Source organism: Pseudomonas sp. C1C7 (genome assembly GCF_013359595.1).
Lineage (GTDB): Bacteria > Pseudomonadota > Gammaproteobacteria > Pseudomonadales > Pseudomonadaceae > Aquipseudomonas.
Window position 1 is genome coordinate 101,986 of sequence record NZ_JABFMP010000003.1, and the last position, 26,555, is coordinate 128,540.

The 26,555-nt window shown below is 55.5% G+C and carries 22 protein-coding genes and 1 pseudogene; 11 read left to right on the top strand and 12 right to left on the bottom strand.

Annotation, left to right across the window (positions count from 1 at the left end):
- Nucleotides 1-34: 34 nt before the first annotated feature.
- Together HNO86_RS03510 and HNO86_RS03515 are read right to left on the bottom strand one after the other, a co-directional pair.
- Nucleotides 35-391, bottom strand: a complete 357-nt coding sequence (locus HNO86_RS03510) for a metalloregulator ArsR/SmtB family transcription factor (protein ID WP_175375644.1) — start codon at nt 389-391, stop codon at nt 35-37.
- A gap of 8 nt (nt 392-399) precedes the next feature.
- The gene (locus HNO86_RS03515) at nt 400-813 is read right to left on the bottom strand and encodes an arsenate reductase ArsC (RefSeq protein WP_175375645.1); all 414 of its coding nucleotides are present in this window, start codon (nt 811-813) and stop codon (nt 400-402) included.
- Nucleotides 814-1,258: 445 nt separating this feature from the next.
- On the opposite strand from HNO86_RS03515, the pseudogene HNO86_RS03520 reads away from it, so the two are divergent.
- Nucleotides 1,259-1,631: pseudogene (locus HNO86_RS03520) on the top strand (DUF411 domain-containing protein); the annotation flags it as partial.
- 343 nt (nt 1,632-1,974) lie between these two features.
- On the opposite strand, the gene HNO86_RS03525 reads toward HNO86_RS03520, so the two are convergent.
- Complete coding sequence (locus HNO86_RS03525) at nt 1,975-2,880, bottom strand: F510_1955 family glycosylhydrolase (protein ID WP_175375646.1); 906 nt, start codon at nt 2,878-2,880, stop codon at nt 1,975-1,977.
- Between the two features lie 393 nt (nt 2,881-3,273).
- Between HNO86_RS03525 and HNO86_RS03530 the strand changes: the two genes are divergently transcribed.
- From HNO86_RS03530 to HNO86_RS03560, 7 genes are all read left to right on the top strand, one after another.
- Nucleotides 3,274-3,516 (top strand): DUF2933 domain-containing protein, encoded by a 243-nt coding sequence (locus HNO86_RS03530; protein ID WP_175375647.1) that lies wholly within the window; start codon nt 3,274-3,276, stop codon nt 3,514-3,516.
- Between the two features lie 137 nt (nt 3,517-3,653).
- Complete coding sequence (locus HNO86_RS03535; protein ID WP_175375648.1) at nt 3,654-3,995, top strand: hypothetical protein; 342 nt, start codon at nt 3,654-3,656, stop codon at nt 3,993-3,995.
- A 99-nt stretch (nt 3,996-4,094) separates the two neighbouring features.
- Complete coding sequence (locus tag HNO86_RS03540; RefSeq protein WP_175375649.1) at nt 4,095-5,351, top strand: TolC family protein; 1,257 nt, start codon at nt 4,095-4,097, stop codon at nt 5,349-5,351.
- Entirely contained in the window at nt 5,348-6,832 is a 1,485-nt protein-coding gene (locus tag HNO86_RS03545) for an efflux RND transporter periplasmic adaptor subunit (RefSeq protein ID WP_175375650.1), read from the top strand. The genes HNO86_RS03540 and HNO86_RS03545 overlap by 4 nt, the downstream gene beginning before the upstream one ends.
- Entirely contained in the window at nt 6,829-9,987 is a 3,159-nt protein-coding gene (locus HNO86_RS03550; RefSeq protein ID WP_175375651.1) for an efflux RND transporter permease subunit, read from the top strand. The genes HNO86_RS03545 and HNO86_RS03550 overlap by 4 nt, the downstream gene beginning before the upstream one ends.
- Complete coding sequence (locus HNO86_RS03555) at nt 9,984-10,346, top strand: copper-binding protein (protein WP_175375652.1); 363 nt, start codon at nt 9,984-9,986, stop codon at nt 10,344-10,346. Before HNO86_RS03550 ends, HNO86_RS03555 begins: the two co-directional genes overlap by 4 nt.
- Before the next feature lie 367 nt (nt 10,347-10,713).
- Complete coding sequence (locus tag HNO86_RS03560) at nt 10,714-12,039, top strand: OprD family porin (protein ID WP_175375653.1); 1,326 nt, start codon at nt 10,714-10,716, stop codon at nt 12,037-12,039.
- 216 nt (nt 12,040-12,255) lie between these two features.
- Here the strand turns inward: HNO86_RS03560 and HNO86_RS03565 are convergent, their stop codons facing one another.
- The 5 genes from HNO86_RS03565 to HNO86_RS03585 all read right to left on the bottom strand — a co-directional run bounded on the left by HNO86_RS03565 (nt 12,256) and on the right by HNO86_RS03585 (nt 18,773).
- Entirely contained in the window at nt 12,256-12,588 is a 333-nt protein-coding gene (locus tag HNO86_RS03565) for a DUF2790 domain-containing protein (RefSeq protein ID WP_175375654.1), read from the bottom strand.
- Between the two features lie 81 nt (nt 12,589-12,669).
- A complete protein-coding gene (locus HNO86_RS03570) occupies nt 12,670-12,870 on the bottom strand; it encodes a co-regulatory protein PtrA N-terminal domain-containing protein (RefSeq protein ID WP_175375655.1) in 201 nt (66 codons plus the stop codon).
- Nucleotides 12,871-13,089: 219 nt separating this feature from the next.
- Entirely contained in the window at nt 13,090-16,242 is a 3,153-nt protein-coding gene (locus HNO86_RS03575; RefSeq protein ID WP_175375656.1) for an efflux RND transporter permease subunit, read from the bottom strand.
- 52 nt (nt 16,243-16,294) lie between these two features.
- Nucleotides 16,295-17,503 carry an efflux RND transporter periplasmic adaptor subunit gene (locus HNO86_RS03580; protein ID WP_175375657.1) on the bottom strand — a complete coding sequence of 403 codons (1,209 nt, stop codon included), beginning with the start codon at nt 17,501-17,503 and terminating at the stop codon, nt 16,295-16,297.
- 49 nt (nt 17,504-17,552) lie between these two features.
- The gene (locus tag HNO86_RS03585; protein WP_372242510.1) at nt 17,553-18,773 is read right to left on the bottom strand and encodes a TolC family protein; all 1,221 of its coding nucleotides are present in this window, start codon (nt 18,771-18,773) and stop codon (nt 17,553-17,555) included.
- Nucleotides 18,774-19,301: 528 nt separating this feature from the next.
- On the opposite strand from HNO86_RS03585, the gene HNO86_RS03590 reads away from it, so the two are divergent.
- On the top strand, nt 19,302-19,976 hold the full coding sequence (locus HNO86_RS03590) for a heavy metal response regulator transcription factor (RefSeq protein WP_175375659.1): 675 nt from the start codon (nt 19,302-19,304) through the stop codon (nt 19,974-19,976).
- Complete coding sequence (locus HNO86_RS03595; RefSeq protein ID WP_175375660.1) at nt 19,973-21,367, top strand: heavy metal sensor histidine kinase; 1,395 nt, start codon at nt 19,973-19,975, stop codon at nt 21,365-21,367. Before HNO86_RS03590 ends, HNO86_RS03595 begins: the two co-directional genes overlap by 4 nt.
- Before the next feature lie 153 nt (nt 21,368-21,520).
- Here HNO86_RS03595 and HNO86_RS03600 read toward each other — a convergent pair whose 3' ends face one another.
- The 4 genes from HNO86_RS03600 to HNO86_RS03610 all read right to left on the bottom strand — a co-directional run bounded on the left by HNO86_RS03600 (nt 21,521) and on the right by HNO86_RS03610 (nt 25,275).
- Complete coding sequence (locus tag HNO86_RS03600; protein ID WP_175375834.1) at nt 21,521-22,021, bottom strand: ATP-dependent zinc protease; 501 nt, start codon at nt 22,019-22,021, stop codon at nt 21,521-21,523.
- Nucleotides 22,022-22,184: 163 nt separating this feature from the next.
- Nucleotides 22,185-22,319 carry a hypothetical protein gene (locus tag HNO86_RS30165; RefSeq protein ID WP_256672540.1) on the bottom strand — a complete coding sequence of 45 codons (135 nt, stop codon included), beginning with the start codon at nt 22,317-22,319 and terminating at the stop codon, nt 22,185-22,187.
- Nucleotides 22,320-22,448: 129 nt separating this feature from the next.
- Entirely contained in the window at nt 22,449-22,829 is a 381-nt protein-coding gene (locus HNO86_RS03605; RefSeq protein ID WP_175375661.1) for a zf-TFIIB domain-containing protein, read from the bottom strand.
- A gap of 49 nt (nt 22,830-22,878) precedes the next feature.
- Nucleotides 22,879-25,275 carry a heavy metal translocating P-type ATPase gene (locus HNO86_RS03610; protein ID WP_372242508.1) on the bottom strand — a complete coding sequence of 799 codons (2,397 nt, stop codon included), beginning with the start codon at nt 25,273-25,275 and terminating at the stop codon, nt 22,879-22,881.
- 297 nt (nt 25,276-25,572) lie between these two features.
- Here HNO86_RS03610 and HNO86_RS03615 point away from each other — a divergent pair, with 297 nt between their 5' ends.
- Entirely contained in the window at nt 25,573-26,484 is a 912-nt protein-coding gene (locus tag HNO86_RS03615) for a cation diffusion facilitator family transporter (RefSeq protein ID WP_175375662.1), read from the top strand.
- The last annotated feature ends 71 nt before the right edge of the window (nt 26,485-26,555 follow it).

The following is a 26,555-nucleotide window of genomic DNA, read 5'->3' on the forward strand; positions in this document are numbered from 1 at the left end:
CTCGTATTCGAAGGCGGAATCAGACGATCCAGCTTTAACAGCACACGGCTGCACGTTCAGGACGGTCACCCATTTCATCAAGGCGTTTGGCATCAGGGCTCAACCAGTGCTTGTTGCTTTCCAGCACGGTGGTCAGCACTTGATGAACCCAATCCGGCAGATTGGGGTGCAGTCGGTAATAGACCCATTGGCCTTGCCGGCGGTCCGACAACAGACCGCAAGTTCGTAGTTGTGCGAGGTGTCTGGAGATTTTTGGCTGACTCTCGTTCAACGCGCAGGTCAGCTCGCAAACGCACAGTTCTCCTTCGCGGGTGATGAGCAACATCGTGCGCACCCGAGTGTCGTCAGCCAGGCATTTGAAAACAGTGGTCGGTGTCAGATGGTCAGCCATATCGGTTCTCAGTGTTTGTTTTTGACCAAGACGAACATCTTGATGCGCTCATGAATTTCGTGAAGGGTGTGACGGAAGGCATCGGGTTTAGTGCTGGTCACCGGGTCCTCAAAACTCCAAGCCAACGCCTCACCCGCGCCAGGTAACGACAGGCATTCGGCGGCGGCTTTATCACACAAGGTAATGACGTAATCGAAATGCTCACCACGGAATTCGTCTATCGACTTGCTGCGTAAGCCTTCGCAGCTCACACCAATGTGTGAGAGCGCCTCAAAGGTACGCGGATCGACTTGAGTCGGAGTTGTGCCGGCACTGAATGCCTCGAAATGCTCTGAGTCGGTATGTCTCAACAACGCTTGGGCCAACTGAGATCGTGCAGCGTTGGCGGTGCAGACGAACAGGACACGGGCTTTGCTGGTCATTGTGAAGCCTCAGCTCATATACGGTTAAACGAATATATGTTTTTCCGTATGCAAGGGAAAGGGCCAACGAGGGATTATTCCATTAAAACGATGGGATTCCGCCGGACAGATTCAGCCAAGGCCCTGTGTCAAGGAATTAGCCACGTAAGCCGCTTACAGGACCTCTGCAAATATCTGCGGCTGTGCATATATGGATTTCGTAATAAATCTGTCACTAACACAGAAATAAGTTGCACCTTGGTTCAAGGACTACCTGGGCACGCAGAAAAATGGAAAGGCCGCTCTTCGAACCCGCCCCTATCGTCCAGGGCGGGTTCGGTTGCTACACACTAGGCTTTGCAACAACCCTGCGAGGAACGAGGTACGATCTCAGGGATTATCCCTCCAACGCCGCAGTAGGGCTGCCTGACTTGCAGAAGCCTTCAACTACTCACCCAGTTCAGACCTGACCATCGATGTTCATCGAGACGCAAAGTACGGGTGCTGCAAGAAGTGGATGCAAACTTTGAGGCCAATGGCTTCACCGTCGTTGATCATGTAGAAACCAACATGAGCGCGGTTAAACAGGACCTCGGTGTTGTTCCCGACGTTCGTCGTGCCACACCGCGGTGATCAACGGGAAGTTTGTGGAAGGCCATGTACCATCTGAGCAAACAATTGCGATGATCAAACGCGATGACCTGGTTGGGATCGCTGCGCCCGGTATTCCGGCAGGCTCGCTAGGAATGGAAGTCGTTGGAAAGCACGGCGCTTATCAGATTGTCGGCCTGACTAAAGCAGGCACTGATCAGATCGTCGCTGAATACCCAGGAATCTAATCTGAATTTAGGTATTGGTGGGTCTTCGACCGGACCAAACCACATCCGAAGCGCTCACCAAGGCGACCATGAACGTAGGCAACCCCTCCACCGTGCAGAAGTGATGCCCCATGAGTAACCTTGTTCTTGAATCGGTGCTGATCTGCCCGCACTGTAGTTTCGCCAAGCGTGAAACCATGCCCACAGATGCCAGCCTGAACGTCTACGAATGCAACAACTCAAAAGTCAATTGCGCCCTGATTCAGGTGACAGCTGCGTGTTCTACTCCTTCGACTCGGTGGAATGCCCACCGATTCAAGCGCAACGATGGTGCCGTAGATAGGGGGAACACCGGGCTGAGGCATTAGTACAACGTTTGCCCTGCCTGTGCGATAGCTTTCCAGGTCTTGCCTTCGTCTGGCGATAGATAGACGTCATGCTTGAGGGTCGCCATCGCCCACTCCTGAGCATTAGTCGGACTCTGCACCAAGTAAGCGATGGCATCCTGATTGAGATGTGGCAAAGCGAGGGCCCTGATCTCGTGGGTATTCAGGTCCAAGATCGAGAGCTGCGGTACCTTGTCATAACTGCCGAACCATAAGCTCTTTCCGTCGATGCTGAAGCTGACGCCTAGTACCTGAACATTCTGGAAAACCGACTGAAAGTGCTCGCCGGCATCGCTCGATAAGAACAGGCCGCTGCTGGTCGCCACGGCAACGGTTGCGCTGTCCGTGGGATGCGCCGCCAACGCATACGGTGCTGCCCCCATTCCCTGCGCTACCGCATGTTGCCAGGTGGCTCCATCGTTCAGGCTGTAATACAGGCCAGTCAAGGTCATTTTCGAGTTTGGGTGCGTGTTGTAAACGTAAAGAACTCCGTTGTCGAAACCGCTGGCTAACAGATGAAAATCCGACTCTCCTTGAAGTCCAAGCTGCTGCCAGGTACTTCCGCCGTCACTGCTCTTGATTAGGCCGAAAGTGTTGACCAAGCCACTGCCACTGGCAGGATGGCCGCTGCTATAGATCGCCTGACGGCCGGCAGAAAAGCCCGTGTAATCACCTTCGGCTTCAGGTGCCTTGCTCCAGCGACCATCACGGTACAGGGCCAATCCGCCATGACTGGGTATGGATAGCTGTTGTCCATCTTGGCTGAACGCGAGCCCGTGAACATGCTTCAAGGTGACCATCGTCGCAGCGTCGGCAGTCAACTGGGTGAGCCCTATCAACAATCCAATCGATACCGCCCGACGTAGACGCTCTCCCAGATCCATAGTCCATTCTCCAATCGCGACTTAGCCCTTTCCAGTGGATTTCTGGCTAACGGCCAACCTCATCTGCCGATGAAGCACCGCAGATGAAATTAAATGGGTGCCTAACGTCGGCACCCAAAGTCTGGCTCTCAACCAAAGGGGAACATAGAGTTGAGGCAATACAACTGTAGCTCAAAGCCCCTTGATTGTTTTCAGCATCCACAAATCCCATGGCATTCAAAATAAAATACGCTGTTTATGGTTGGGCAATTAGATACCGCGTATCTGCCGCTTGACCTTCCCTCAATGACAAGGTGCAGCTTTACGGTTGAGAGGAAATCCAGAGTTTGGCCGAGTCGCATCAGGTCCAACTCCGAATGATGCCCCTCTCGACTTGCCTGAAAGGAGAGCATCATGACTCGTAATATACCCTCAATAGTTCAGCTGGGCATCGGTGGTGCCATTATCCTCGCGGCTGCCTATGTCTTGTTTCCCGCTTTTCAAGCCTGGATCGCGGCGAATGCGCTGATCTTTCTGGTGCTGCTGTGTCCGCTGTCGATGGTGTTTTGTATGCACAACATGCACAAGGATCAGCCAACGACCGGCGATACACAGAAGGTAAAACCAATCAACCGTGATCCGAACGACACGCCTTGAGCTGTAACTGTTCTCATGCTCAGCGAGTCCTTGTTCTGTACGAGGAGGTTGTTATTGACCTTCAGACCTTATCCGACGGGCTCCACCTGATAAATTCGTAATTGTACAGTCCGTTACCAGCAACTAGACTCCTCCGCATGAAACGCTATCTGCGGTGTTGTCTCATTTTCCTGATTAGCTTGGCGCTTCCCCTCAGCGGGATGGCGGGCATTCAGGCGCCGACAGAGCCGTGCCCAATGAAAATGGCGGGCATGGCGATGATGGATGACATGGGCATGGATTGCTGCAACGATATGAAAAGCCCTGCCGAGCATGGGAAACCTTGTAAGCCGGGCCAGGAGTGCAAGACAGGCGGCATGCTGCAAGTCTCGATCTTCAAGCCTCCGGTAACCGTATTCAGCCCCGTAGTGCTTTCCTTCCTCAGCAATTCCCTACCTGTTCAGACCCCGTCCGGGGTATGGCGACCCCCTCGCGTTTGACTCCTGTCCCACATTGAGCCTCATTCCGCATTAGCGGGATGGACTAGCTGCGCGCATGTCTTTTGACGCGTGCAGTGGATGATCACAGGAATCATAAACATGAACTCCAAGTGCTATTGCACAGGTTGGTCCCTCGTGGCCGGTCTGGTGGCAAGCGTGCTGGCATTGCCGAGCCTAGCTGCCGCATTGACACTCGATGAAGCGTTGCGGCTGGCCGAAAACAATGCGCCGTCGCTGACGGCACAAGACGCCAAAATTCAGGCTGCCAGCAGTGCGGCCATTCCCGCCGGGGAACTACCTGATCCCAAGCTATTGCTGGGGGTGCAGAACTACCCCGTTGGCGGGCCGGATCGCTGGAGCATCGACCAGGACTTCATGACCATGCAAATGGTCGGAGTCCGGCAAGAGATGCCCAACAGCGACAAGCGCAAAGCGCGGATTGAGGTCGCCGATGCAGCCGTGGATCGCGCCGCCGCGGAGCGTCGAGTCGAGCGTCTAAAGGTACGCCAGTCCACGGCATTGGCCTGGATCAGCAGCTATTCGGTTGAGCGCAAAGATGCGCTGTTCCAGGACTTCTACAAAGAAAACCGTCTGCTGAGCGATGCCGTCCGGGCCCAGATTGCCGGTGGTCGTGCTCAACCCGCCGATGCGGTGACCCCCAAGCAAGAAGCGGCTCAACTGGCGGAGCAACAGGACGATCTGATTCTCCAAAGAGCACAGGCACGAGCGGCCCTCAAACGCTGGATTGGCTCCGCCGCCAACGACAAGCCTGTGGGCAGCTTGCCGGAGTGGCCCGTCGATACCTCAAGCTACTCGCATAAACTGCAACACCATCCCGAGTTGGCCGCGTTTGCGCCGATGACCCGCGAAGCGCAAGCGAAAGTTAATGAAGCGGTAGCGGAGAAGCAGTCGGACTGGAGCTGGGAATTGGATTACCAGCGTCGCGGCCGAGAGTTTGGCGACATGGTCAGTGTGCAGTTTTCCTGGGATTTGCCGCTGTTTCCTGACTCGCGCCAAAACCCCAGGATCGCAGCCAAGCAGGCTGAACTCAGCCAGCTTGAGGCCGAGCGCGAAGCCCTGTCACGCGAGCACACCCAGCAACTGGAAAGCGAACTGGCTGACTATGAGCGCCTGAATCGTGCTGTGCGCCGCAACCAGGAAAGCCTGTTGCCGCTGGCCAAGGAAAAGGTCGATCTCAGCATGGCCAGTTACCGCTCCGGCAAAGGCGATTTAAACGCCGTTGTTGCCGCCCGACGTGAACTCATCGAAGCCCTTCTCAAACAGATCGACGTGGAAGAGCAGCGAGCGCTGACCCGTGCGCGTCTGTATTTTGCTTATGGGGAGTCCAGTCAATGAGCCTTAAAAAATGGAATGGGGCATTGCTGGCGGGCATCTCGTTGGCATTGGGCGTTGCCGGCGGTTACTGGTTCGCTGACCAGCGCTTGAGCGCAGTCCCCGCTACCGCGCCAGATCAGAGCCGTAATTCACCGGACGAACGCAAGGCCCTGTATTGGTACGACCCCATGTACCCGCAGCAAAAGTTCGACAAGCCGGGCAAGTCTCCCTTCATGGACATGCAACTGGTCCCCCAGTACGCCAGTGGAGCAGGGGATAGGGCGAGCGTCAGTATCGATCCAAGTCTGACCCAGAATCTCGGTCTGCGATTGGCGACTGTCACCCGTGGCAACTTTGACTCCAGCCTCGATGTAACAGGTGCCGTGACGTTCAATGAGCGTGATGTCGCTGTGATTCAGGCACGGACCACTGGCTTTGTGGAGCGGGTCTATGACCATGCTCCCGGCGATGTGCTCAAAGCAAACGCGGCGTTGGCGGATATCCTGGTGCCTGAGTGGGCCGCAGCCCAGACAGAGTTTCTTGCACTGAGGCGCAACGGGGATGCTGACTTGCTGGCTGCGGCCCGACAACGACTGCGACTCACAGGGATGCCGCCAGCATTGATTGCTCAAGTTGAGCGTGGTGGAAAGGTTCAGCCGTACCTGACGCTGACCAGCCCGATTGCCGGCGTGCTGCAAGAGTTGAACGTACGCGCAGGTATGACCGTGGCGACTGGCGACACCCTGGCACGCGTCAATGGCCTGAGTAGTGTCTGGCTCGCCGTCGCCGTACCAGAATCGGACGCCGGCTCGATTACCCTGGGACAGCCAGTCGAAGCGCGTTTGCCAGCCTTCCCAGGGACGACGCTCAGTGGCAAGGTCAGCGCGATTTTGCCCGAGACCAATCCGGACAGCCGCACGCTTCGCGTACGTGTCGAGCTGCCCAATCCGGACGGGCGCCTCAGACCGGGTATGACCGCACAGGTGCGCCTGAACCGCTCGACCGGGCAAAGTGTGTTGTGGGTGCCAAGCGAGGCGGTGATTCGCACGGGCCGACGTGCATTGGTGATGCTCGCCGAAGACGCCGGCCGCTACCGCCCTGTTGAAGTGCAACTCGGGCAGGAAAGCGATGGCAAGACGGCGATATCGAAAGGTCTGGAAGAAGGACAGAAGGTAGTTACCTCTGGCCAGTTCCTGCTCGATTCCGAGGCCAGTCTTAAGGGCATTGTTGCCCGCTCAGAGGAAGTGTCAGCACCCGACACGGCACCTTTCAGCTTTCATGAAGCGGATGGGCAGATCGTCGAGATCAGCGATAAAGAAGTCACGCTTGCTCATGGTCCCTTCAAGACGCTGGGGATGCCTGGCATGACGATGACCTTCCCACTCGCCAGTCCGGCGCTGATGCAGGGTCTCAAAACTGGCGATAAGGTTCGGATTGCGGTGAGCCAGACCGATGACGGGTTGCGTGTTGAGCGTCTGGATAAATCAGGGAGCCAGCCATGATCGCTGCCCTGATTCGTTGGTCAGTCGCCAACCGGTTTCTCGTGCTGCTGGCGACGCTGTTTGTCACGGCTTGGGGTATCTGGTCGGTGCAAAGCACGCCCATCGATGCGCTGCCAGATCTCTCTGATGTTCAGGTGATCATCCGCACCCCTTATGCGGGACAGGCGCCGCAGATTGTCGAGAACCAGGTGACCTATCCGTTGGCCACCACCATGCTCTCAGTACCGGGGGCGAAGACGGTGCGTGGTTATTCCTTCTTTGGCGACAGTTTCGTTTACGTACTGTTCGAAGACGGCACCGACTTGTATTGGGCCCGTTCGCGGGTGTTGGAATACTTGAGCCAGATACAAAGCCGGCTGCCAGCCAGCGCCAAGCCAGCGTTGGGGCCGGATGCGACTGGAGTGGGCTGGATCTATCAGTACGCATTGGTGGATCGCACCGGTGGACATGATTTGGGACAGCTTCGTGCATTACAGGACTGGTTCCTCAAGTTCGAACTCAAGACCCTGCCCAACGTTGCGGAGGTGGCTTCCGTGGGGGGTATGGTCAAGCAGTACCAAGTGCAGCTTGATCCAATAAAACTGGCAAACCTGGGAATCACTCAGGCCGAGGTGACTGAAGCTATCGGCAAGGCCAATCAGGAAACCGGTGGCGCGGTGCTGGAGATGGCCGAGACCGAATTCATCGTGCGCGCTTCCGGCTACCTGAAAACGCTCAATGACTTCCGGTCGATCCCGCTCAAACTGGGTTCGGGCGGTGTGCCGGTAACCCTTGGCGATGTCGCCACGATTCAGTTGGGACCGGAAATGCGACGCGGCATCACCGAACTCGACGGCGAAGGTGAGACCGTCGGTGGCGTAGTGATTTTACGCAGCGGCAAGAATGCTCGCGAGACCATTGCAGCGGTCAAAACCAAACTCGACGAGCTGAAAAGCAGTTTGCCGGCCGGCGTGGAAATAGTCACTACCTACGACCGCAGCAAGCTGATTGACCGCGCCGTGGAAAACCTCAGCCACAAGCTCGTCGAAGAGTTCATCGTCGTCGCGCTGGTCTGCGGAATCTTTCTCTGGCATTTGCGCTCCTCTCTGGTGGCGATCATCTCGCTGCCGGTGGGGGTGCTTATTGCCTTCATCGTCATGCGCTACCAAGGCATCAACGCCAACATTATGTCTTTGGGCGGAATAGCCATCGCCATCGGCGCCATGGTCGATGCCGCCGTGGTGATGATCGAGAACGCCCACAAGAAAGTTGAGGCCTGGCACAAAGCCCATCCAGGGGAAGAACTGAAGGGCGAACATCACTGGCACGTGATGACCGAGGCGGCGGCCGAAGTCGGGCCGGCGTTGTTCTTCTGCCTTTTGATCATCACCCTGTCGTTCATTCCGGTGTTCACCCTGGAGGCTCAGGAGGGTCGTTTGTTCGGTCCCCTGGCCTTCACCAAAACCTACGCCATGGCGGCGGCAGCTGGACTGTCGGTGACGCTGGTACCGGTGCTGATGGGCTACTGGATTCGCGGGCGGATTCCCAATGAGGAACGGAACCCGCTGAACCGTTGGTTGATCAGGATCTATCAACCGGCTCTAGATGCGGTGCTGCGTCGGCCAAAAATCACCATGCTGATCGCGGTTCTGGTGTTTCTCAGCGCGCTATGGCCGATGTCCCGGTTGGGTGGTGAGTTCCTTCCGCCGCTGGACGAAGGCGATCTGCTCTACATGCCTTCGGCGCTGCCTGGGTTGTCAGCACAGAAGGCCGCTCAGCTGTTGCAGCAGACCGACCGCCTGATCAAAACCGTCCCTGAAGTCGAGCATGTCTTTGGAAAGGCTGGCCGCGCCGAAACCGCCACCGACCCGGCACCGCTGGAAATGTTCGAAACCACGATCCAGTTCAAGCCGCACGAGCAATGGCGTCCAGGCATGACCCAGGAAAAGTTGGTGGAAGAACTGGATCGAGTGGTACGAGTCCCTGGGCTGACGAATATCTGGATACCGCCGATTCGAAACCGTATCGACATGTTGGCCACCGGGATCAAGAGTCCCATCGGCGTGAAAGTTGCCGGCGCCAACCTAACGGAAATCGATGCCGCTACTCAGGCAGTCGAGCGTGTGGCCAAGGGCGTACCCGGCGTCAGTTCGGCGCTGGCCGAACGACTCACCGGTGGCCGCTATATCGATGTGGATATCGACCGCAAAGTCGCCGCTCGCTACGGACTGAATATCGCCGATGTGCAGTCCATCGTGGCCGGTTCCATCGGCGGTGAAAACGTGGGTGAGACCATTGAAGGGCTCGCACGTTTCCCGATCAACGTACGTTATCCACGGGAGTGGCGTGACACACTCGGCACCTTGGAGCAATTGCCGATCTATACCCCTCTGGGCAGCCAGATCACCCTCGGTACAGTGGCGAAGGTCAAGGTCACGGACGGTCCGCCGATGCTAAAGAGCGAGAATGCTCGGCCCTCGGGCTGGGTGTACATCGATGTGCGTGGGCGGGACATTGCCTCGGTGGTCGCTGATCTACGTCGGGTCGTCAATGAGCAGGTCAAATTGCAACCCGGCATGAGCCTGAGCTACTCCGGGCAGTTCGAATTTCTGGAACGGGCCAACGCACGACTCAAACTGGTGGTGCCTGCCACGCTGTTGATTATCTTCGTGTTGCTCTACCTGACATTCGCCCGCTTCGATGAAGCCTTGCTGATCATGGCCACACTGCCATTCGCTCTCACGGGCGGGGCTTGGTTTCTCTATCTGTTGGGATTCAATCTGTCGGTCGCCACCGGGGTCGGCTTTATCGCCTTGGCCGGTGTTTCCGCCGAGTTTGGCGTGATCATGCTGCTCTATCTGAAGAACGCCTGGGCCGAACGCGAAGACCTCGGTGACAGCACTGAGCGTGGCCTGATCTTGGCGATTCGTGAGGGTGCTGTGCAGCGCGTTCGACCCAAGGCCATGACCGTAGCCGTCATCATTGCCGGCCTGTTACCCATTCTTTTGGGGAGCGGCGCTGGCAGCGAAGTAATGAGCCGCATTGCCGCGCCCATGGTCGGGGGAATGGTCACCGCCCCCTTGCTCTCCCTCTTTGTCATCCCGGCAGCCTACCGTTTGATGCGCCGCCGGCACCTTCCCGTTGTGCCCACCACCACTCAAGGAAAAGTCGTATGAAACTGACCCTGATCGCCGTTGCAAGCACCGTTGTCGCACTGTCCCTTTCTGCTCAAGCAGAAGACATGCCGGGTATGAAGATGGACGCTATGCCCATGAAGGGCATGCAGATGGCACAGGAGACCCAGCAGGCTCCCGTGGCCAAAGCCGAGGGCACGATCAAGGCCATCGATACCACGAAACATACTGTGACTATCGCCCATGGCGCCGTTCCGGCTGTGCAGTGGCCCGCCATGACCATGGCATTCAACGCAACAACCAAACAACTGGCAGGCCTGAAGGCTGGGGATCAAGTAGCGTTTGAATTTCGTGCCGAAGGCATGGGAGCCACCATCGTGTCGATCAAGCCCCTGAAGTAACAATGGCGTGGATGGCTGGTTCGACCTTCATAGGCAGAAACTGGACCAACCATCCACTATTCATGGCGGGCCACACAATAGACGCCCTGTGCCACCAGCTTCCCCTCAAGACCTGTGCGGTAAACCTGCACTCCTCCAGTTACGTCAAAGTACCTAACAGAAATGATCATAAAACCTGCCCCCTGACCAGAACTCATAAGTAATGGGTTCCATCCACCTGACGAAATTGTAATCCCACAATCACCTTGGCGTTATCTGCAGCTTGCAACGATGTCACGCGGCGACCATGCCGGCGGGCTTTTGTCCGCCGAACAATAAAACCCACGCCGACGCAGGTTCCAGTTCTGCCGAAACCAAGGAGTGATTGATGCTTAACAATTCAAAAATGTCGATAGCCGCTTTAGCAGTGGTTGTCGGCTCCGGCCCATCCATGGTGTTTGCAGAAGATAAGGCAGAGGGCTTTATCGAGGGCAGCAGCCTGTCGGTGCTAAACCGAAACTTCTACTTCAATCGTGATTACCGTAAAGGCCAATCCAGCCCCACTGGAAATGGTTACTCCGAAGCCTGGGCTCAGGGCGTTATTGGCAAGTTCGAATCCGGCTTTACTCAAGGCACCGTTGGGGTCGGAGTCGATGCGTTTGCGATGATCGGTTTGAAGCTCGACACAGGTGACGGTCGCAACGGTGGTCAAAGCTCATTTGATGTACTGCCAGTCAATGGTGATGGTGAAGCGCGGGACGAATACACCAAGGTCGGTGGCGCAGCCAAAGTGCGGGCCTTCGATACCGTGGTCAAGGTTGGCGATGTATTCCCCGCCACTCCGGTGGTGGCGGCGGGCGACTCCCGATTACTGCCGGAAAGCTTCCGCGGTGTGACGGCCACCAACACCAGTATCGAAGGCCTGTCGGTCCAAGGCGGCCGGCTGCATGCGATGAGCCAACCGGTGTCCAGCGATATGCGCGAGAACTTCGCGACCTTCTATGCCGGCCCAGTCAACTCGCCGTGGATCGCATATTTCGGTGGCGACTATTCGCTGAACAAGAACCTCAGTTTCAGCCTGTATTCCAGCCGCCTGAAAGATGCCTGGAATCAGTACTACGCCGGCAACGCGTGGACGTATCCAATCTCGGATGATCTGTCACTGTTTGGTGATCTGAACTATTACAAGGCGGTCGACGAAGGCAAGCAGCTGCTCGGCAAGTTCGACAACAACATCTGGAGCGGCCGGGTCGGGGTGAAACTCGGCGCGCACTCCGTGGCCTTGTCGCACCAGCGCAACAACGGCAACGACGACTTCGATTACCTGCGCCAGTCCGACTCGATCTTCGTCGACAACTCCATCCAGTACAGCGACTTCAACTCACCGAAGGAACGTTCGTGGATGGTGCGCTATGACCTCGACATGGACAGCTACGGAGTCCCGGGCCTGTCGTTCATGACCCGTTACGCCCGCGGCACCGATGCTGACTACTCCAACGCCAACGCCACGTACATGCGCCGTGATGCGGACGGCAATCCTCTGACTGATCAGAAGCGCTGGGAGCGGGACATTGAAGTCAAATATGTCGTGCAGACAGGTTCGCTGAAAGACATGTCGCTGCGGTTGCGCCAGGCCACTACCCGCGCTACGGCGTTTGAATCGGATCTGGATGAGGTTCGGGTGATCATCGAGTATCCGTTGGCGATTCTCTGACTTCGCGGTTGATACAAATTCACCTTTAGAAGCTCCTTGCTCCTTTGGTAAGAGGTGAATCTTTTGGCGTCCTTCGGGGCGCCCTTTTTATTTGCGCAGGGTGCAATTACTGGAGTTCTGGAGTGCGAAGAGTCTGCATTCTTGTGATCTTGTCTTTAAAAATCAAAAGATCGCAGCCTCGTTGCACTCGACAGCTCCTACAGGGGCGATACAGGCTCAGCGATGGTTTCTGCGGCATTCGCCTCCCACTGTGTATTTGATGGTGTTGAGTTGTCCCTGGGAGTCCTCATAGGTCATCACCGTAGGAACTGCGGCGCAGGAAGCTTGCGGCCGTACGATGCTCACTACTTTCGCCACATCCAGCTTCATCCCGTATTCATAGTCCTTCATCACTGGCGCCGGTTTACCCTGGCTGACAGCATATTGCTCCATAGCTTTGGTGTTTGCGCTGACTGCCCTCTCGAACGTTTTGTCACCCCCGCCCTCAGCGAGCGCATTCAGGGACAGGGCCATGACCGCGATGAACGTCATCGACTTGATAAATTTCATATCCATTTCCTTAAGAAAATCGGCTCAAAAAAAAAGCCCGGCATCGGTGATTGATGGCAGGCTTATTCAAGTGCGACGCGCTTACATGTCTTTGGCGTTGTCGTCTTTCTTGTCATTTACAACAACGGGATCATGCGTCTTCTCTTTGGCAACATACAGTTCCATCGAGCGCTCTTTAGCCGCCATCATTTTCTCGAAAGTCCTGTCGCCGCCGCCTTCAGCCAACACCATGGACGACATAACCAACGCCGTTGCAAAGATGCTCAATTGTGTAAGTTTCATATTTACAGCCCTCATTTGATTGACGAGGTCAGGGTAACAATCCGAACCTATCGCCACGGTGGCGTGAAAATTACATATCCGTTATGTCGTGGTAGCTGAATTGAGTTAGGGCCAATGAACTGTGGGAGCAAGCCTGCTCGCGATATCAACGGTCCGTTGGCATCAATGCTGACTGACTCATCGTCATCGCGAGCAGGCTCGCTCCCACAAGAGGTAGTTCTATTTAACTGGGACGACCTCTTCATCGCGCCGATGCGCCAACTGATACAGCGCAGGCAGGATCAACAAGGTGAGGATGGTTGACGACAGAATCCCGCCAATCACCACTGTCGCCAGCGGACGCTGCACTTCCGCTCCGGTGCCAGTCGCCAAGGCCATGGGGATGAAGCCTAGGGACGCCACAAGTGCGGTCATCAGCACCGGACGCAGCCGCGTTAGGGCGCCCTCGCTGATGGCGTCGGAGAGGGAACGTCCTTCCTCTCGCAGGTTGCGGATGAACGCGATCATCACCAGTCCGTTGAGCACCGCCACCCCTGACAGCGCAATGAACCCCACGCCCGCCGAGATCGACAGTGGAATATCGCGAAGCCACAGCGCCATGACGCCGCCAGTCAAGGCAAATGGAATCCCGGTGAACACCAGCAATCCATCTTTCATATTATTGAACATCATGAACAGCAAGCCGAACACCAGCAACAACGCCACCGGAACCACGATCTGCAAACGCTTGGCGGCCGATTGAAGTTGCTCGAACTGTCCGCCCCAACTGGTCCAGTAACCCGCAGGAACCTGGACATCGCGCTCAATGACCTTAGCCGCCTCAGCAACGAACGAACCGATATCACGTCCACGTACGTTGGCACTTACGATCACCAGACGCTTGCCATTCTCGCGACTGACCTGGTTTGGTCCCAGCACCAGATCGAGACTGGCGACTTCTCCCAGGGCGATGAAAGCGATCTGATTTGCAGCGCCATTCAGCGGTGCCGGGACCGGAATTAACAGAGTCGACAGACCTTCGATGTCTTTGCGCATGGCATCGGACAAACGTACAACCATGTCGAAACGCCGGTCCCCCTCATACATCGTCCCTGCCTGACGCCCACCCACTGCGACCGCAATGGTGTCCTGCACATCACCAACGTTAAGCCCGTAACGCGCAGCCTTGTCGCGATCAATGTTGATGGTCAGCACCGGCAGTCCGGTGGTTTGTTCGACCTTTACCTCAGACGCGCCGTTGACCTTTTGCATAGCGGTAGCAATCTTCGCCGCCGTGGCATTGAGCACGCCCATGTCATCACCGAATACCTTGACCGCCACATCACTGCGCACACCGGAGATCAGTTCGTTGAACCGCAGCTGGATCGGTTGCGACAGTTCATAGTTGCTGCCTGGCAACGTCGCGGCAGCCTGTTGCAGTTCGGCCATCAGGGTTTCGCGGGACTTGCTAGGGTCCGGCCATTGATCTTTCGGCTTGAGCATCACGTAACTGTCGGAGATGTTCGGTGGCATCGGGTCAGACGCAATTTCGGCGGTGCCGGTACGACCGAATACCCGCTGTACTTCCGGCACTTTGCTGAGAATTAAGGTTTCCAGACGTTGCTGCATGTCCACCGATTGCGTAAGACTTGTGCCCGGTACGCGCAAGGCTTGCAGGGCAAAATCGCCCTCGCTGAGGCTCGGTACGAACTCGCTGCCCATGCGGCTGGTCACCACGCCACTGAGTACAATCACACCTAGGGCCATTCCCACTGCTACGGCGCGATTGGACATCACCCAAGCCAACGCCGGTGCATAAAACCGACGCGCACCGCGCATGACCACGCCTTCTTCTTCCTTGACTTTGCCGGTGACAAATAGGGCGATGGCCGCTGGCACGAAGGTCACCGACAACAGCATTGCGCCAATCAGCGCGATCACCACAGTGAATGCCATCGGGTGGAACATTTTTCCTTCGACACCGGTGAGGGCAAAGATCGGCAGGTATACGACCATGATGATCAACTGACCGAAAATCAGTGGTCGCCGCGCTTCCTTGGCTGCCGCAAACACTTCATGGAAGCGCTCGGACCGGGTCAGCAATCGTCCGTGATGCTGCTGCGCATGGGCCAGCCGTCGCAGAGTGTTTTCAACGATTACCACCGCACCGTCGACAATAATGCCGAAGTCGAGAGCGCCGAGACTCATCAGGTTGGCGCTGACCTTGTTGCTAAACATGCCGGTGAAGGTGAACAGCATCGACAGCGGAATCACCATGGCCGTGATCAATGCCGCGCGGATGTTACCCAGGAACAGGAACAAGATCGCGATCACCAGAATCGCGCCTTCAACCAGGTTCTTCTTCACGGTGGCAATGGCTTTGTCGACCAGGTGCGTACGGTCATAAACCGGCACCGCGACAACGCCGGTTGGTAGCGAGCGGTTGATCTGCTCAAGCTTGCTAGCAACTGCCTGGGAGACAGTGCGGCTATTTTCGCCGATCAGCATGAATACGGTGCCGAGTACCACTTCGCGACCGTTTTCAGTCGCAGCCCCGCTGCGCAGCTCACGACCGATTTCTACCGTGGCAACATTTTTTACCCGAATCGGTGTGCCATCGACGTTAGCCATGACGATGTTGGCGATGTCCTCTGTGCTCGCCACTTGCCCAGGCGCACGGATCAGCAGCTGCTGGCCGATGTGTTCAATGTAGCCGGCGCCGACGTTGGCATTGTTGCGCTCTAGCGCAGTGATCAGATCGGTGAGAGTGAGTTTGTACGCTGCCAGCCGTTTTGGATCGGGTGCAATCTGATACTCCTTGGCGAATCCACCGATGGTGTTGATCTCAGCCACGCCGGGAACGTTGCGCAGCTGCGGCTTGATGATCCAGTCCTGGATCACCCGCAGGTCAGTCGGCGTATAAGGGGTGCCGTCATCCTTGACCGCGCCTTCCTTCGCCTCGACGGTCCAAAGGAAAATCTCCCCAAGACCAGTCGAAATTGGCCCCATCACTGCTTCCGCGCCCTCAGGCAATTGCTCTTTGGCGGTCTGCAGGCGCTCATTAACCAATTGCCGCGCGAAGAACAGATCAGTGCCGTCCTTGAAAATCACCGTGACCTGCGATAGCCCAGAACGCGAGAGCGAACGGGTCTGTTCAAGAGCCGGCAGACCGGCCATGGCAGTTTCAATTGGGAAGGTGATGCGCTGCTCCGTTTCCAGCGGGGAGAATCCAGCGGCACCGGTATTGATTTGCACCTGGACGTTGGTGATATCGGGCACGGCGTCGATCGGCAGTTTCTGATAACTGGCGATACCGAGGCCTGCCATGAGTAGAACGGCGAGCAGCACAATGATGCGCTGCTCGATGGCAAACTGGATCAAGCGTTCGAACATGAGAACCTTCTCGTCGAGGGGGCAGATCGGTGGGTTTTGTTAGTGAGCGTTTTCAATGAGAGTGCTCAGCCGAGGCTTTTCCCAGTTCAGATTTAAGAACGTAGCTGCCGGCAGCCGCGACCTGTACCCCTGAATCCAGCCCCTTAGTGATTTCCACCTGCCCATCCGCTCGACTGCCCAGCTCCACCGCTTGCGCCTTGAAGCCGCCGTTGGTGCGCACGAATACAGTGGGTTTGTCCTCGACCGTCTGAATCGCGATTTCCGGTACGGCGACTCTGGCCTCACGGCTATCGGTGGCAACAAGTGCGTTGACGAAAAGTCCCGGACGCCATGCGCCTTGCGGGTTCTCCAGAGTCACACGCACAGTGGCTGTACGCGTCTGCTCACCCAGCAAACTGCCTACATATGCCACGTTGCCGACGACCTCGGCGTTCAGTTCCGGGGCACTGACAGTCACGGGTTTGCCTACCTGCACCTTGGTCAAATCCTTGGGCGAAACACCGAATGTCACCCATACCCGGGAAAGATCCGAGAGAATGAACGCATTGCTGGTCTCGTCGACCACTTCTCCCGGTGTCAGGTGTTTTTCCACCACCACCCCGTCAAACGGCGCGCGCAACTCATAGCGATTGCCGCCGGTGGCGACCATACTGCCGCTGAGTACGCTGATTTTCTGTTGAGCGTTGTTCAGGGCTATTTCAGCTTCTTCCAGCGCCTGCCGAGCCTGGAGGAAATCTTGTTCAGCGGAAATCTTGTCCTCCCACAACCGCTTCTCGCGCTCGTAGGTGGTTCGTGCCAGAGCCAGACGCCGTTGCGCAGCCGCTTGTTCACTGCGTTGATCGGAAATCTGCTGACTGGAGATCACCGCCAACAGTTGACCCTTTTTTACCGATTGCCCGAGATTCACCGATACCGACTCGACCACGCCGGGAACACGAGGCACCACGTGGGCCGTGCGGTCTTCGTCGAAACGCACTTCACCGGGGAATGGCAAGCCGAGACTGATACTCTGCGCACCGGCTTCGATCAATTGAATGCCCGCCGCAGTAATCTGTTCGGTGCTGAGGGTCAGATGTCCCTCTTCACCTTCAGCGTGTTCACCCTCAACTGCGGCACCATTTTCAGCGTGTTCAGCATGCTCGGCATGCTCCGCCGCTTCATCGGCATGCGCCTCGATGGGCGAATTACCTGTACGAATCGAACCGATGCCAATACCCAACGCCAGCGTCGCCAAGGCGACAACGATCAGTTTCTTGTTCATGGAAACTCCTCTGCGCCAGACCACCGCGCAGTACTGTGAAAATTGAAAATCAAGGGTGGACGGCGAACGCATTGAGATCACCGAAAATGCGCTCAATCCGCACCCGCGCGTCTGTCGCCTCTGCAACCGCCTGGATGTATTGGGTACGGGCGCTGATCAGGGTGCGTTGGGCATCGAGTACATCGAGGAAGCCAAACTTACCCATCTCAAATCCTCGGGTGGCGCTGTCGACCGCGCTCTGGGCAGAGGGCAGGATGGTCTGGTGGAACGCCTTTACTTCACCATTCGCCGTCTGCCACTGCTCTAGGGCAGTCTGGGTTTCCGTGCGCAAACGCAGCTCGGTGGCATTTCGCAGATCTCGTGCCTGATCTGCGCGTCGAGCGGCTGCCAGTACGTTGCCCTGATTGCGGTTGAATAATGGAATCGGCATCGACAGCCCGACTACGTTGACCCGTTCGCGCTCGGTTGCGTCGTACTGGCTGCCGACGCTCACGGTCAGGTCAGGAATTCGTTGCGCCTTCTCGAGTCCTAAAGAAGCCTCGCGTTGATCGATCTGCAATTTGGCCAAGCGCAGATCGGCGGTTTCACTCAGGCGCTCAAGCAGACGGTTCGACGGCACGGCAAGCGTGGATTGTTGTGCAGCCTGAACATCTACCGAGGTCGACAAAGGCGTTCCCATGACTTGAGCCAGTTGCTGATACGCATTGGTTTGGTCGCGCTCGGCACGGCTCTGTTCAAGTCGTACCTCGGACAATTGCACCTGCGCCCGCGTACCTTCGACTGGTGAGGACTTGCCGGCCTGTATACGCCCCTGGGCTACGCGTACCCCCTGCTCGGCGAGTTGCAGCGACTGCCGAGACAACTCCAACCGTTGCTGCGCAATTTGAGCGCTGGAAAACGCCTGGACCACGTCGGCACGCAAGGCATTGCGCTTGCGCTCCAGTTCGATCCCGGCAGCATCCTGTGCGCGGCTGGCGACTTCGATGCGCGCGCCGCGCTTGCCACCCAGTTCTATTGGCTGACTAAGCAGCACCGTCGTAGTGCGCGAGTCACGCCGGGTATCTTCCGCCTCCAAGGACACCGATGGGTTGGGGATCAAACCAGCCTGTTTTCGGTCACCTTCGGCAATACCGATGTCCCACTGCGCTGCCGCGAGATCGGGGTTTGCCGCGAGCGCAGTTTGCAGGGCCTGATCGAGGGTCAGCGTCGTTGATGAAGCAACCGCAAAACCAGGACTGGCTATTAAAAAAAGGCCGGTGATACCTGCAATTCGCAGCGCGTTTTTCAGGCGTAATCGCGCCGTCAGTTCTCTTGGACCGGGCAATTGAACACTTCCTTAAAATAGAGAATTTCGATACTGCCACGTTATGTTTTTGAACTTATCGACAAGGTGACTGGAACATTACAAATACGTTATCCACTGTTACGGCAAGTTATTTTGCTCTAGCATTCGAAATGCACGAACCTGCACCGCAATATCAAGAAACAAATACCTAATACTTATCCGCCGAACAGCACTTGCCCTGTTTCCGTACCCGTGAGAGGAAAAGTTGAGCGAGCTTGACTCTGCGACAGCCTGTCGCAGAAGGTTGATTTAGAGCGTCCGTTCAACGGTATTCAGTTGACTCTGTAGCCACTACAGCCTTTACCTTGCTCGCCATGAGTAAGGGGCCTGCGCGATGAAATAACAGAAAATTTATTGACCCGTTATTGAATAACATTCGGAAGACCCTACAAAAATAAAAACTTTCACGACTTCCTTAATTACTTAACCTTTAAATAAAAGTGGTGATTGACCATGCGAATCCTTGTCGTCGAGGACGAGCTTAAAGCTGCCGAGTATTTACATCAGGGATTGACTGAAAGTGGTTATATTGTTGACCGCGCGACAACTGGCGCCGATGGGCTGCATCTAGCCCGGCATCAGGTCTACGCCTTGATCATTCTCGACGTCAACCTGCCGGAACTGGACGGCTGGGGCGTGCTGGAACAGTTGCGTCACACTCACTCCACACGGGTCATGATGCTCACCGCGCGCGGGCGCTTGGCGGACAAAGTCCGCGGGCTGGACATGGGAGCCGATGACTATCTGGTCAAGCCATTCGAATTCCCGGAATTGTTGGCACGCGTGCGCACCCTGATGCGTCGCAGTGAAAACATTCCAGTGCCGCAAGTGCTCAAGGTTGCCGACCTTGAACTCGACCCGGGCCGCCACCGGGCCTTCCGTGGCGAGCAGCGCATCGACCTGACCACCAAGGAATTTGCCCTGCTGCATCTGCTAATGCGCCAGTCCGGCGAAGTGCTGACCCGGACCCAGATCATTTCGCTGGTGTGGGACATGAACTTCGACTGCGATACCAACGTGGTCGAAGTCTCGATCCGCCGTCTACGGGCGAAGATCGATGACCCGTTTGAGAGCAAGCTGATCCACACCCTTCGTGGTGTCGGCTACGTACTGGAGTCCCGGAAATGAAGCCGGCCAGTCTTTCTCTGCGCCTTGGTTTGACCGTCAGTATTCTCGGGGCATTACTGGTGGTGTTTCTGGCGGTGCTGGCTTATTTCGCCCTGACCCATCAGTTGAACGCGCTATCCAGAGACAATCTGGAAAAGAAAATGGAGCAGGTGGAGCATAGCCTGGCGCTGTACGGCAATGTCGCTGAAATCAGCGGCAAACCGCATATCCTGCTCGATCAGGTCATGGGACATGACAACCTGACACTGAGCATTTATGACCAGAACAATCTTCGTGCACCACTGCTTAAGTCCGGCTCAGGTATGGTCGATCCGCGCCCGGAACTGAAAGCCGTGCGGGGTACCACCGAGCAACTGACCTACTCCAGCAGTACCGATGGCGACGGCACCAGTTTTCTCACCGCCTCGAAGCTGATCCGCGTCAAGGACGGTACCCTCGTGCCGGTGCTGTTATCGGTCGACAACGCCCACGATCAAGCTTTGCTCAGCGCCTATCTGCGTTCGACCCTGATTGCCTTGCCGTTGCTGTTGATCTTCATCGGTCTCACTGCTTGGGCTGCTGTGCAGCGGGGCCTGATACCGTTGCGAGAGTTTCGCAAAGTCGCGGCAAGAGTGACCACGCAGGATCTCAATCATCGGCTGTCAGTAGTGAATATGCCCCAAGAACTTAGCGAACTGGCCCAGGGCATCAACTTCATGCTGCTTCGCCTCGACGACGGCGTACAGCAACTGTCGCAATTCTCCGACGACTTGGCCCATGAACTCCGCACGCCGATCAACAACCTGATGGGCAAGGCTCAAGTGACACTGTCCCGGGAGCGCTCAAGCGAGGAGTACAAAAACGTTCTGGTGTCATGCGTCGAAGAATTGGAACGCGTCGCCCGGATTGTTTCCGACATGCTTTTCTTGGCGCAGTCCAGCCAATCGACAGCGCACGCGCCTTTCGAATGGGTCAATCTTGAAACAGAGGCGCAAAGAGTGGCCGAGCTGTTTTCTCTGCAGGCGCAAGACAAGCAGATCAACCTGAGGGTGGTCGGCAGCGCACGGGTGTCTGGCGACCGTTTGATGATTCAGCGAGCGATCTCAAACCTACTATCCAATGCCCTGCGCCACTGCCCACCCCAGAACACCATTTCGTTGGTCATCGAGAGCGGCGCGAGCCAGGTTTCACTGTGCGTCAACAATCCTGGCGCAGGTATAGAGGCACAACACTTGCCGCATCTGTTCGACCGGTTCTACCGGGTCGATAGCAGCCGTACCCGATCCCAAGGCAGCACCGGGTTGGGTCTGGCCATCGTGCGCTCGATCATGAGCCTACACCAAGGTGATGCGCAGGTTGAAAGCCAACCCGGCGAGATAACAGTGTTCAGGCTGGTGTTCCCTAAAAACTGAAAACCGCCTTCAGGATGCCGGTCTGAAGTACCTTCAAACACGAAAGGAAAAGTCTCAACGCACAACCTGCAAAGCATCACGAAGATGCCCAATCATCGCGATTGGGCTGTTGGTGCTGATGCTTTCCATAGCTAACAGATGGTATGGCTTTGACTAAACGTTGCACTCGGGTTCACGTGTATATTTTTTGCTCACATCGACGGGTCCGACATGTTTCAACGACTTCCTGCCTACTAATACCGGGTAAATCATATTTTTCCTATTTCTAAGAGAAAACTCTTCATTCAACAGTTGGTTCCCAATGCATATCTGCATTTGTACTACTGGGCGAGAGTCAGCTCCCCCAGCCCCTCGCACTTTTACCTTCCTAAGTAATACTCTTTCGAACTCCTGCTCAGACTCCTGCCCGGTATCACTGTTTTTTACAAAAACATCAAAGCGCACCCATCTTTGTGAGTCTTTTTCAAAATATTCTATATTTCTTGCATCCATTGATGAAGTTAGGGCGCCGGTATCCAGCTTCGCCTTTACTGGAACACCTTCGGGGTAAATATTTACTTCCTCCACCCAGCCATATACCGGTAAATCATCGGCTCTCGCCATAACAGGAGCAACTAATGCCGTAGAAAGAATAAAAAATACAGCGCTTTTCATACCCACAAACAGTTCCTCACATAGGGTGAAATCGTCGCTTACGCAACGTCGAGTGCTAGTTAAATCTTGAAAAATAGGGCGGCATACTTACCTTCGCTCATTCAGCTGCCGCGCCCTATTGGGTGCACCGCTACCGCTTTCCATACCCCGTTCGCAAATGGGTTTAATCTTTCAGCACTGTTTGCAGCCAGTATTCATAAGGCAAACGATGTCGCTCGGTTGGCTGCTCGCGAAAATTCGCGCAGTGAATTCGGAACACGTTTTTGGCAAGATAGACTCCAGCACGCATAAGTTTCATGTATGGACTCCTTCTCACTGTTGACTGAGATTTGCACCTTCAATCTGGCACTCAAGACGTTAAAGTGAGGAGGAGTCCATCTTATTGCGTTGGGTCGGCTCCGGGCCGCTGAGAGAGAAAGCAGATCTATTAGTCAAACATCTCTCGCAAAAACGATTTTTTATGATGCGTCTGCTGCCCGTGATGCCCGCCTTGGTTGTGATGGCCACTCTGATGAGTCTTTTGATGGCCATCCCTCCAGCCGCCACCATGATGCGCTGGCTGCTCGCTATGCTGACTGTACGCAGGTTGGGCATACGCTGGTTGACCTGCTGGTGCTCCATCTTGCCTCTGAATTGGTGAGTTCTGTGGAAGAAAACGAACGGACTCCTGTTGTTGACTGCGTTCAATGATCTTGTCGAGTTCACCTCGATCGAGCCAAACGCCACGGCACTGAGGGCAGTAGTCAATTTCAATACTTTGGCGCTCAGTCATTACCAGCGCGATATCTTTGCAAACTGGACATTGCATAATCTTAGTTCCTTCGTGCAAATCAGTAATCGAAGACGCGGAGGTCATATCACCTGCGCAACAGCCGCAATCCATTGAATACGACGAGCAAGCTCGCCCCCACATCCGCAAAAACGGCCATCCACAATGTTGCGTGGCCAGATAATGCCAACCCTAGAAAAACTACCTTGATACCCAATGCCAATCCGATGTTCTGCTTTAGTACCGATGCGCACCGACGACTCAAACTAATGAAATCAGCGATCTTGCGCGGGTCATCATCCATGATGGCAACATCCGCAGTTTCAAGCGCAGTAGCGGTGCCTGCGGCTCCCATTGCAAAACCGATATCGGATTGCGCCAATGCCGGCGCATCGTTCACGCCATCCCCCACCATGCCAACAGAACCATAACGACGCTTGAGTTCAGCGACGGCAGTTTGTTTGTCTTCAGGCATGAGATTTCCGCGCGCATCATTGATACCTAACTGCGCGGCAATGGAGTTGGCGGTTGCCGGGTTATCCCCCGTGAGCATTACCGGTACAACATTCATGGCTTTCAAAGCGGTTACGGCAGCAAAACTTTCAGCCCGTACCGTGTCAGCTACTGCGAAAATCGCTACTGGACCGTTGGCAGCACAAAGCACGATTACCGTTTTTCCCGCGTTTTCCAGCAACGACAACCGAGCCTCAAGCGCTGGAGAACACACGCCCAGCTCTTCAACCAAGCGATGGTTACCCAGGTGCCATGATTGACCATCGATATTGCCTTTGACGCCACGACCGTTGAGTACACTGAAGTCCTCAACCGGCATAATCGCCGCCTTCGGCTGCTGTAATTTCCAGCCGCTGACCAAGGCTTTGGCTACTGGATGCGTACTATGTTCGTCAAGGCTCGCGGCGATCAGCAAAGCACGTTCGATAGGCAAATCGGTAAACGGTTCAATGTCGGTCAGTACAGGCTTGCCTTGGGTCAAAGTACCGGTCTTGTCGAGAGCAACAACCTTCAGAAAACGGCCACTTTCAAGATAAGCACCACCTTTGATCAAGATGCCGTGCCTGGCTGCTGCGGTTAGCCCACTGACAACGGTTATCGGGGTTGAAACCACCAGAGCGCACGGGCAAGCGATGACCAAAAGGACCAGCGCCTGATAGAGCCATTCACCCCATGCTCCACCAATGATGACTGGACCTAGGACTGCGACCAGGAGAGCGAGAACAACCACTGCGGGGGTGTAATAGCGTGCGAACTGATCTACAAACCGCTGTGTAGGCGCTCGTTGAGACTGCGCGTCTTGAATGGCCGCAGCAATTCGCGCAAGGGTACTTTCCCCTGCTACAGCTGTAACGGTAGCTTCAACCACACCGTCCGTAACGATGGTGCCAGCGTAAAGCGGATCACCGACCTGCTTATCAACCGGTAGGCTTTCGCCAGTAATGGGAGCCTGGTCCAGTGCAGCGCGCCCAGAATCTACCTTGGCATCCAGTGGCACACGCGAACCTGTGCGAACCCGGATACGACTACCGAGCAATACACTCGCTACGGCCTGCTCTTTCCAGCCATTTTCGGTCATGACCTCAGCAGTTTCTGGCGCCAATGCGGTCAGCGACTTAATAGCGTTGCGCGCCCGTTCCAGAGAAAGTGCTTCGATGGCTTCTGCAATAGCGAATAGAAAAACTACCATCGAGGCTTCAGGCCATTTCCCGATGACGAGGGCACCTACGACAGCCAGCGACATCAGGAAATAGATGTTCAATGTGAAGTTTTTAACTGCAATCCAACCCTTTTTAAGTGTTGGCAGGCCACCAGCCAGGATAGACAGAGCGGCCAAAACCATCACAGGCCAAGAGCTTTCTTGCCCGGTTGTCCATGCAATGACTTCAGCGGCGATAGCCGAGACGCCGCTGATGGCCAACAACCCTTTTAATTTTGCGCTTAGCACTGGGGGAAGTGCCGAAGGGGCAGTACCGGCCTCAATCAAGGTCGGCCCCATGTCCAGTGCAACTAATGCGGTGACGATTGACTGTGGATCATCCAGACGGTGATGCACGGTCAACTCACGATTCAACAGGTTGAAGTCGAGTCGGACAATCCCAGGCATTGGCTCCAGCCGGTTACGGATCAGGCGCTCCTCTGTGGGGCAATCCATTTTGTCGATGCGATACCGAACATTGCTGGTCCCTTCCGGAGCCGGATGGCTCTTGCTGGGCGCAAAACCGCCCGTTGCGTGAGTGCCATGAGCACAACAAGTATCGACATGGTCATGAGCATCTGTTTCATGGTCGTGAGCATGTGAGCCGTGATCATGCGCGTGTGAGTCAGGGCCGTGAGTATGCTGGCCATGATCACTTTGATGCGCATTGTGATGGACGGGTTTAATTGCTTGCTGATGATCAGAGCCACAACAATCGTCTTTCTTCACAACCTGAAGGCGGACGATTGGCTTAGGTTTACTTTCCAGACTCATGAGGCTTCTACCGGTAAGAACAATGACGCCATTCAACAGCCTGTACCTACTACAGGGTCAAGCGATGAATGACGCCATTTGACATTCCAATAGGGCTAATTTTCGGTCAGCGGTGTGGACCATGAGCCTGCGTCTTCGCAGGAGTGCTATTTTTTAGGCATCTCAAGAATTACTGCCCTTGCATGGACTCCATATTTTTTTGCGACTAACTCGATAACCGCAGGCTTTACTCAGCGAGAGAGATTGGGAACGACCACATGCCCATTTGTCTAATCCCTCATACCAAAGGAGAACCCGATGAGCGCTGGTCATAGCCACGGTGAAGTACGTGCAGGGCACGAGAAAAAATTGTGGGTAGCTCTGGCGCTGACGACGAGTTTCATGGTCGCAGAGGTCATTGGGGCTTTCATCACTGGCAGCTTGGCATTGCTATCGGATGCCGCTCATATGCTTACCGATTCCACTGCCCTTGCAATTTCATTAGTGGCAATTCAGATCGCTAAACGCCCCGCAGATAAAAAACGAACATTTGGCTATGCGCGTTTTGAGATTCTCGCGGCTGCATTCAATGCGATTCTGCTGTTCATGGTGGCGGTGTACATCCTGTACGAGGCCTATCAGCGGCTTAAGACTCCAACAGAAATCCAATCGACTGCCATGTTGATCGTAGCGTTGATAGGGTTGGCGGTGAACCTTGTCTCAATGCGTTTGCTCATGTCTGGTAGTACTGAAAGCCTCAATGTCAAAGGCGCATATCTTGAGGTCTGGAGCGATATGTTGGGTTCCCTCGGCGTGATCGGGGCGGCACTGATTATTCGTTTTACCGGATGGTCCTGGGTTGACTCAGTTGTAGCTGCGGCCATCGGATTTTGGGTTCTCCCCAGAACGTGGGTTTTACTTAAAGAAAGCATGAACATACTTTTGCAGGGGGTTCCGGAAGGAGTCGATATCGCTGAAGTGGAGTCCAGAATCAGGGCGATTGAAGGCGTTGAGGATATCCATGACCTGCATATCTGGGCGCTAACCAGCGGTAAAAACGTTATGAGTGCTCACCTTGTCGTCCAGCGCTCCTCAGGCGCAGAGCAAGAGATACTGACAAAAGTGACACGACTGATGAGTGAAGCATTTCATATTGACCATACGACGCTTCAGATAGAGAACTCGCAATTTCATGCCGGCCTCGCAGAAAACGAAGGTATGCAGCACTAAGAATCGCTTCAAGTTTGTTCCGCGGTGGGTATGGACCGCAGCTATGTCACTGGAATACTTCAGTCGAAATA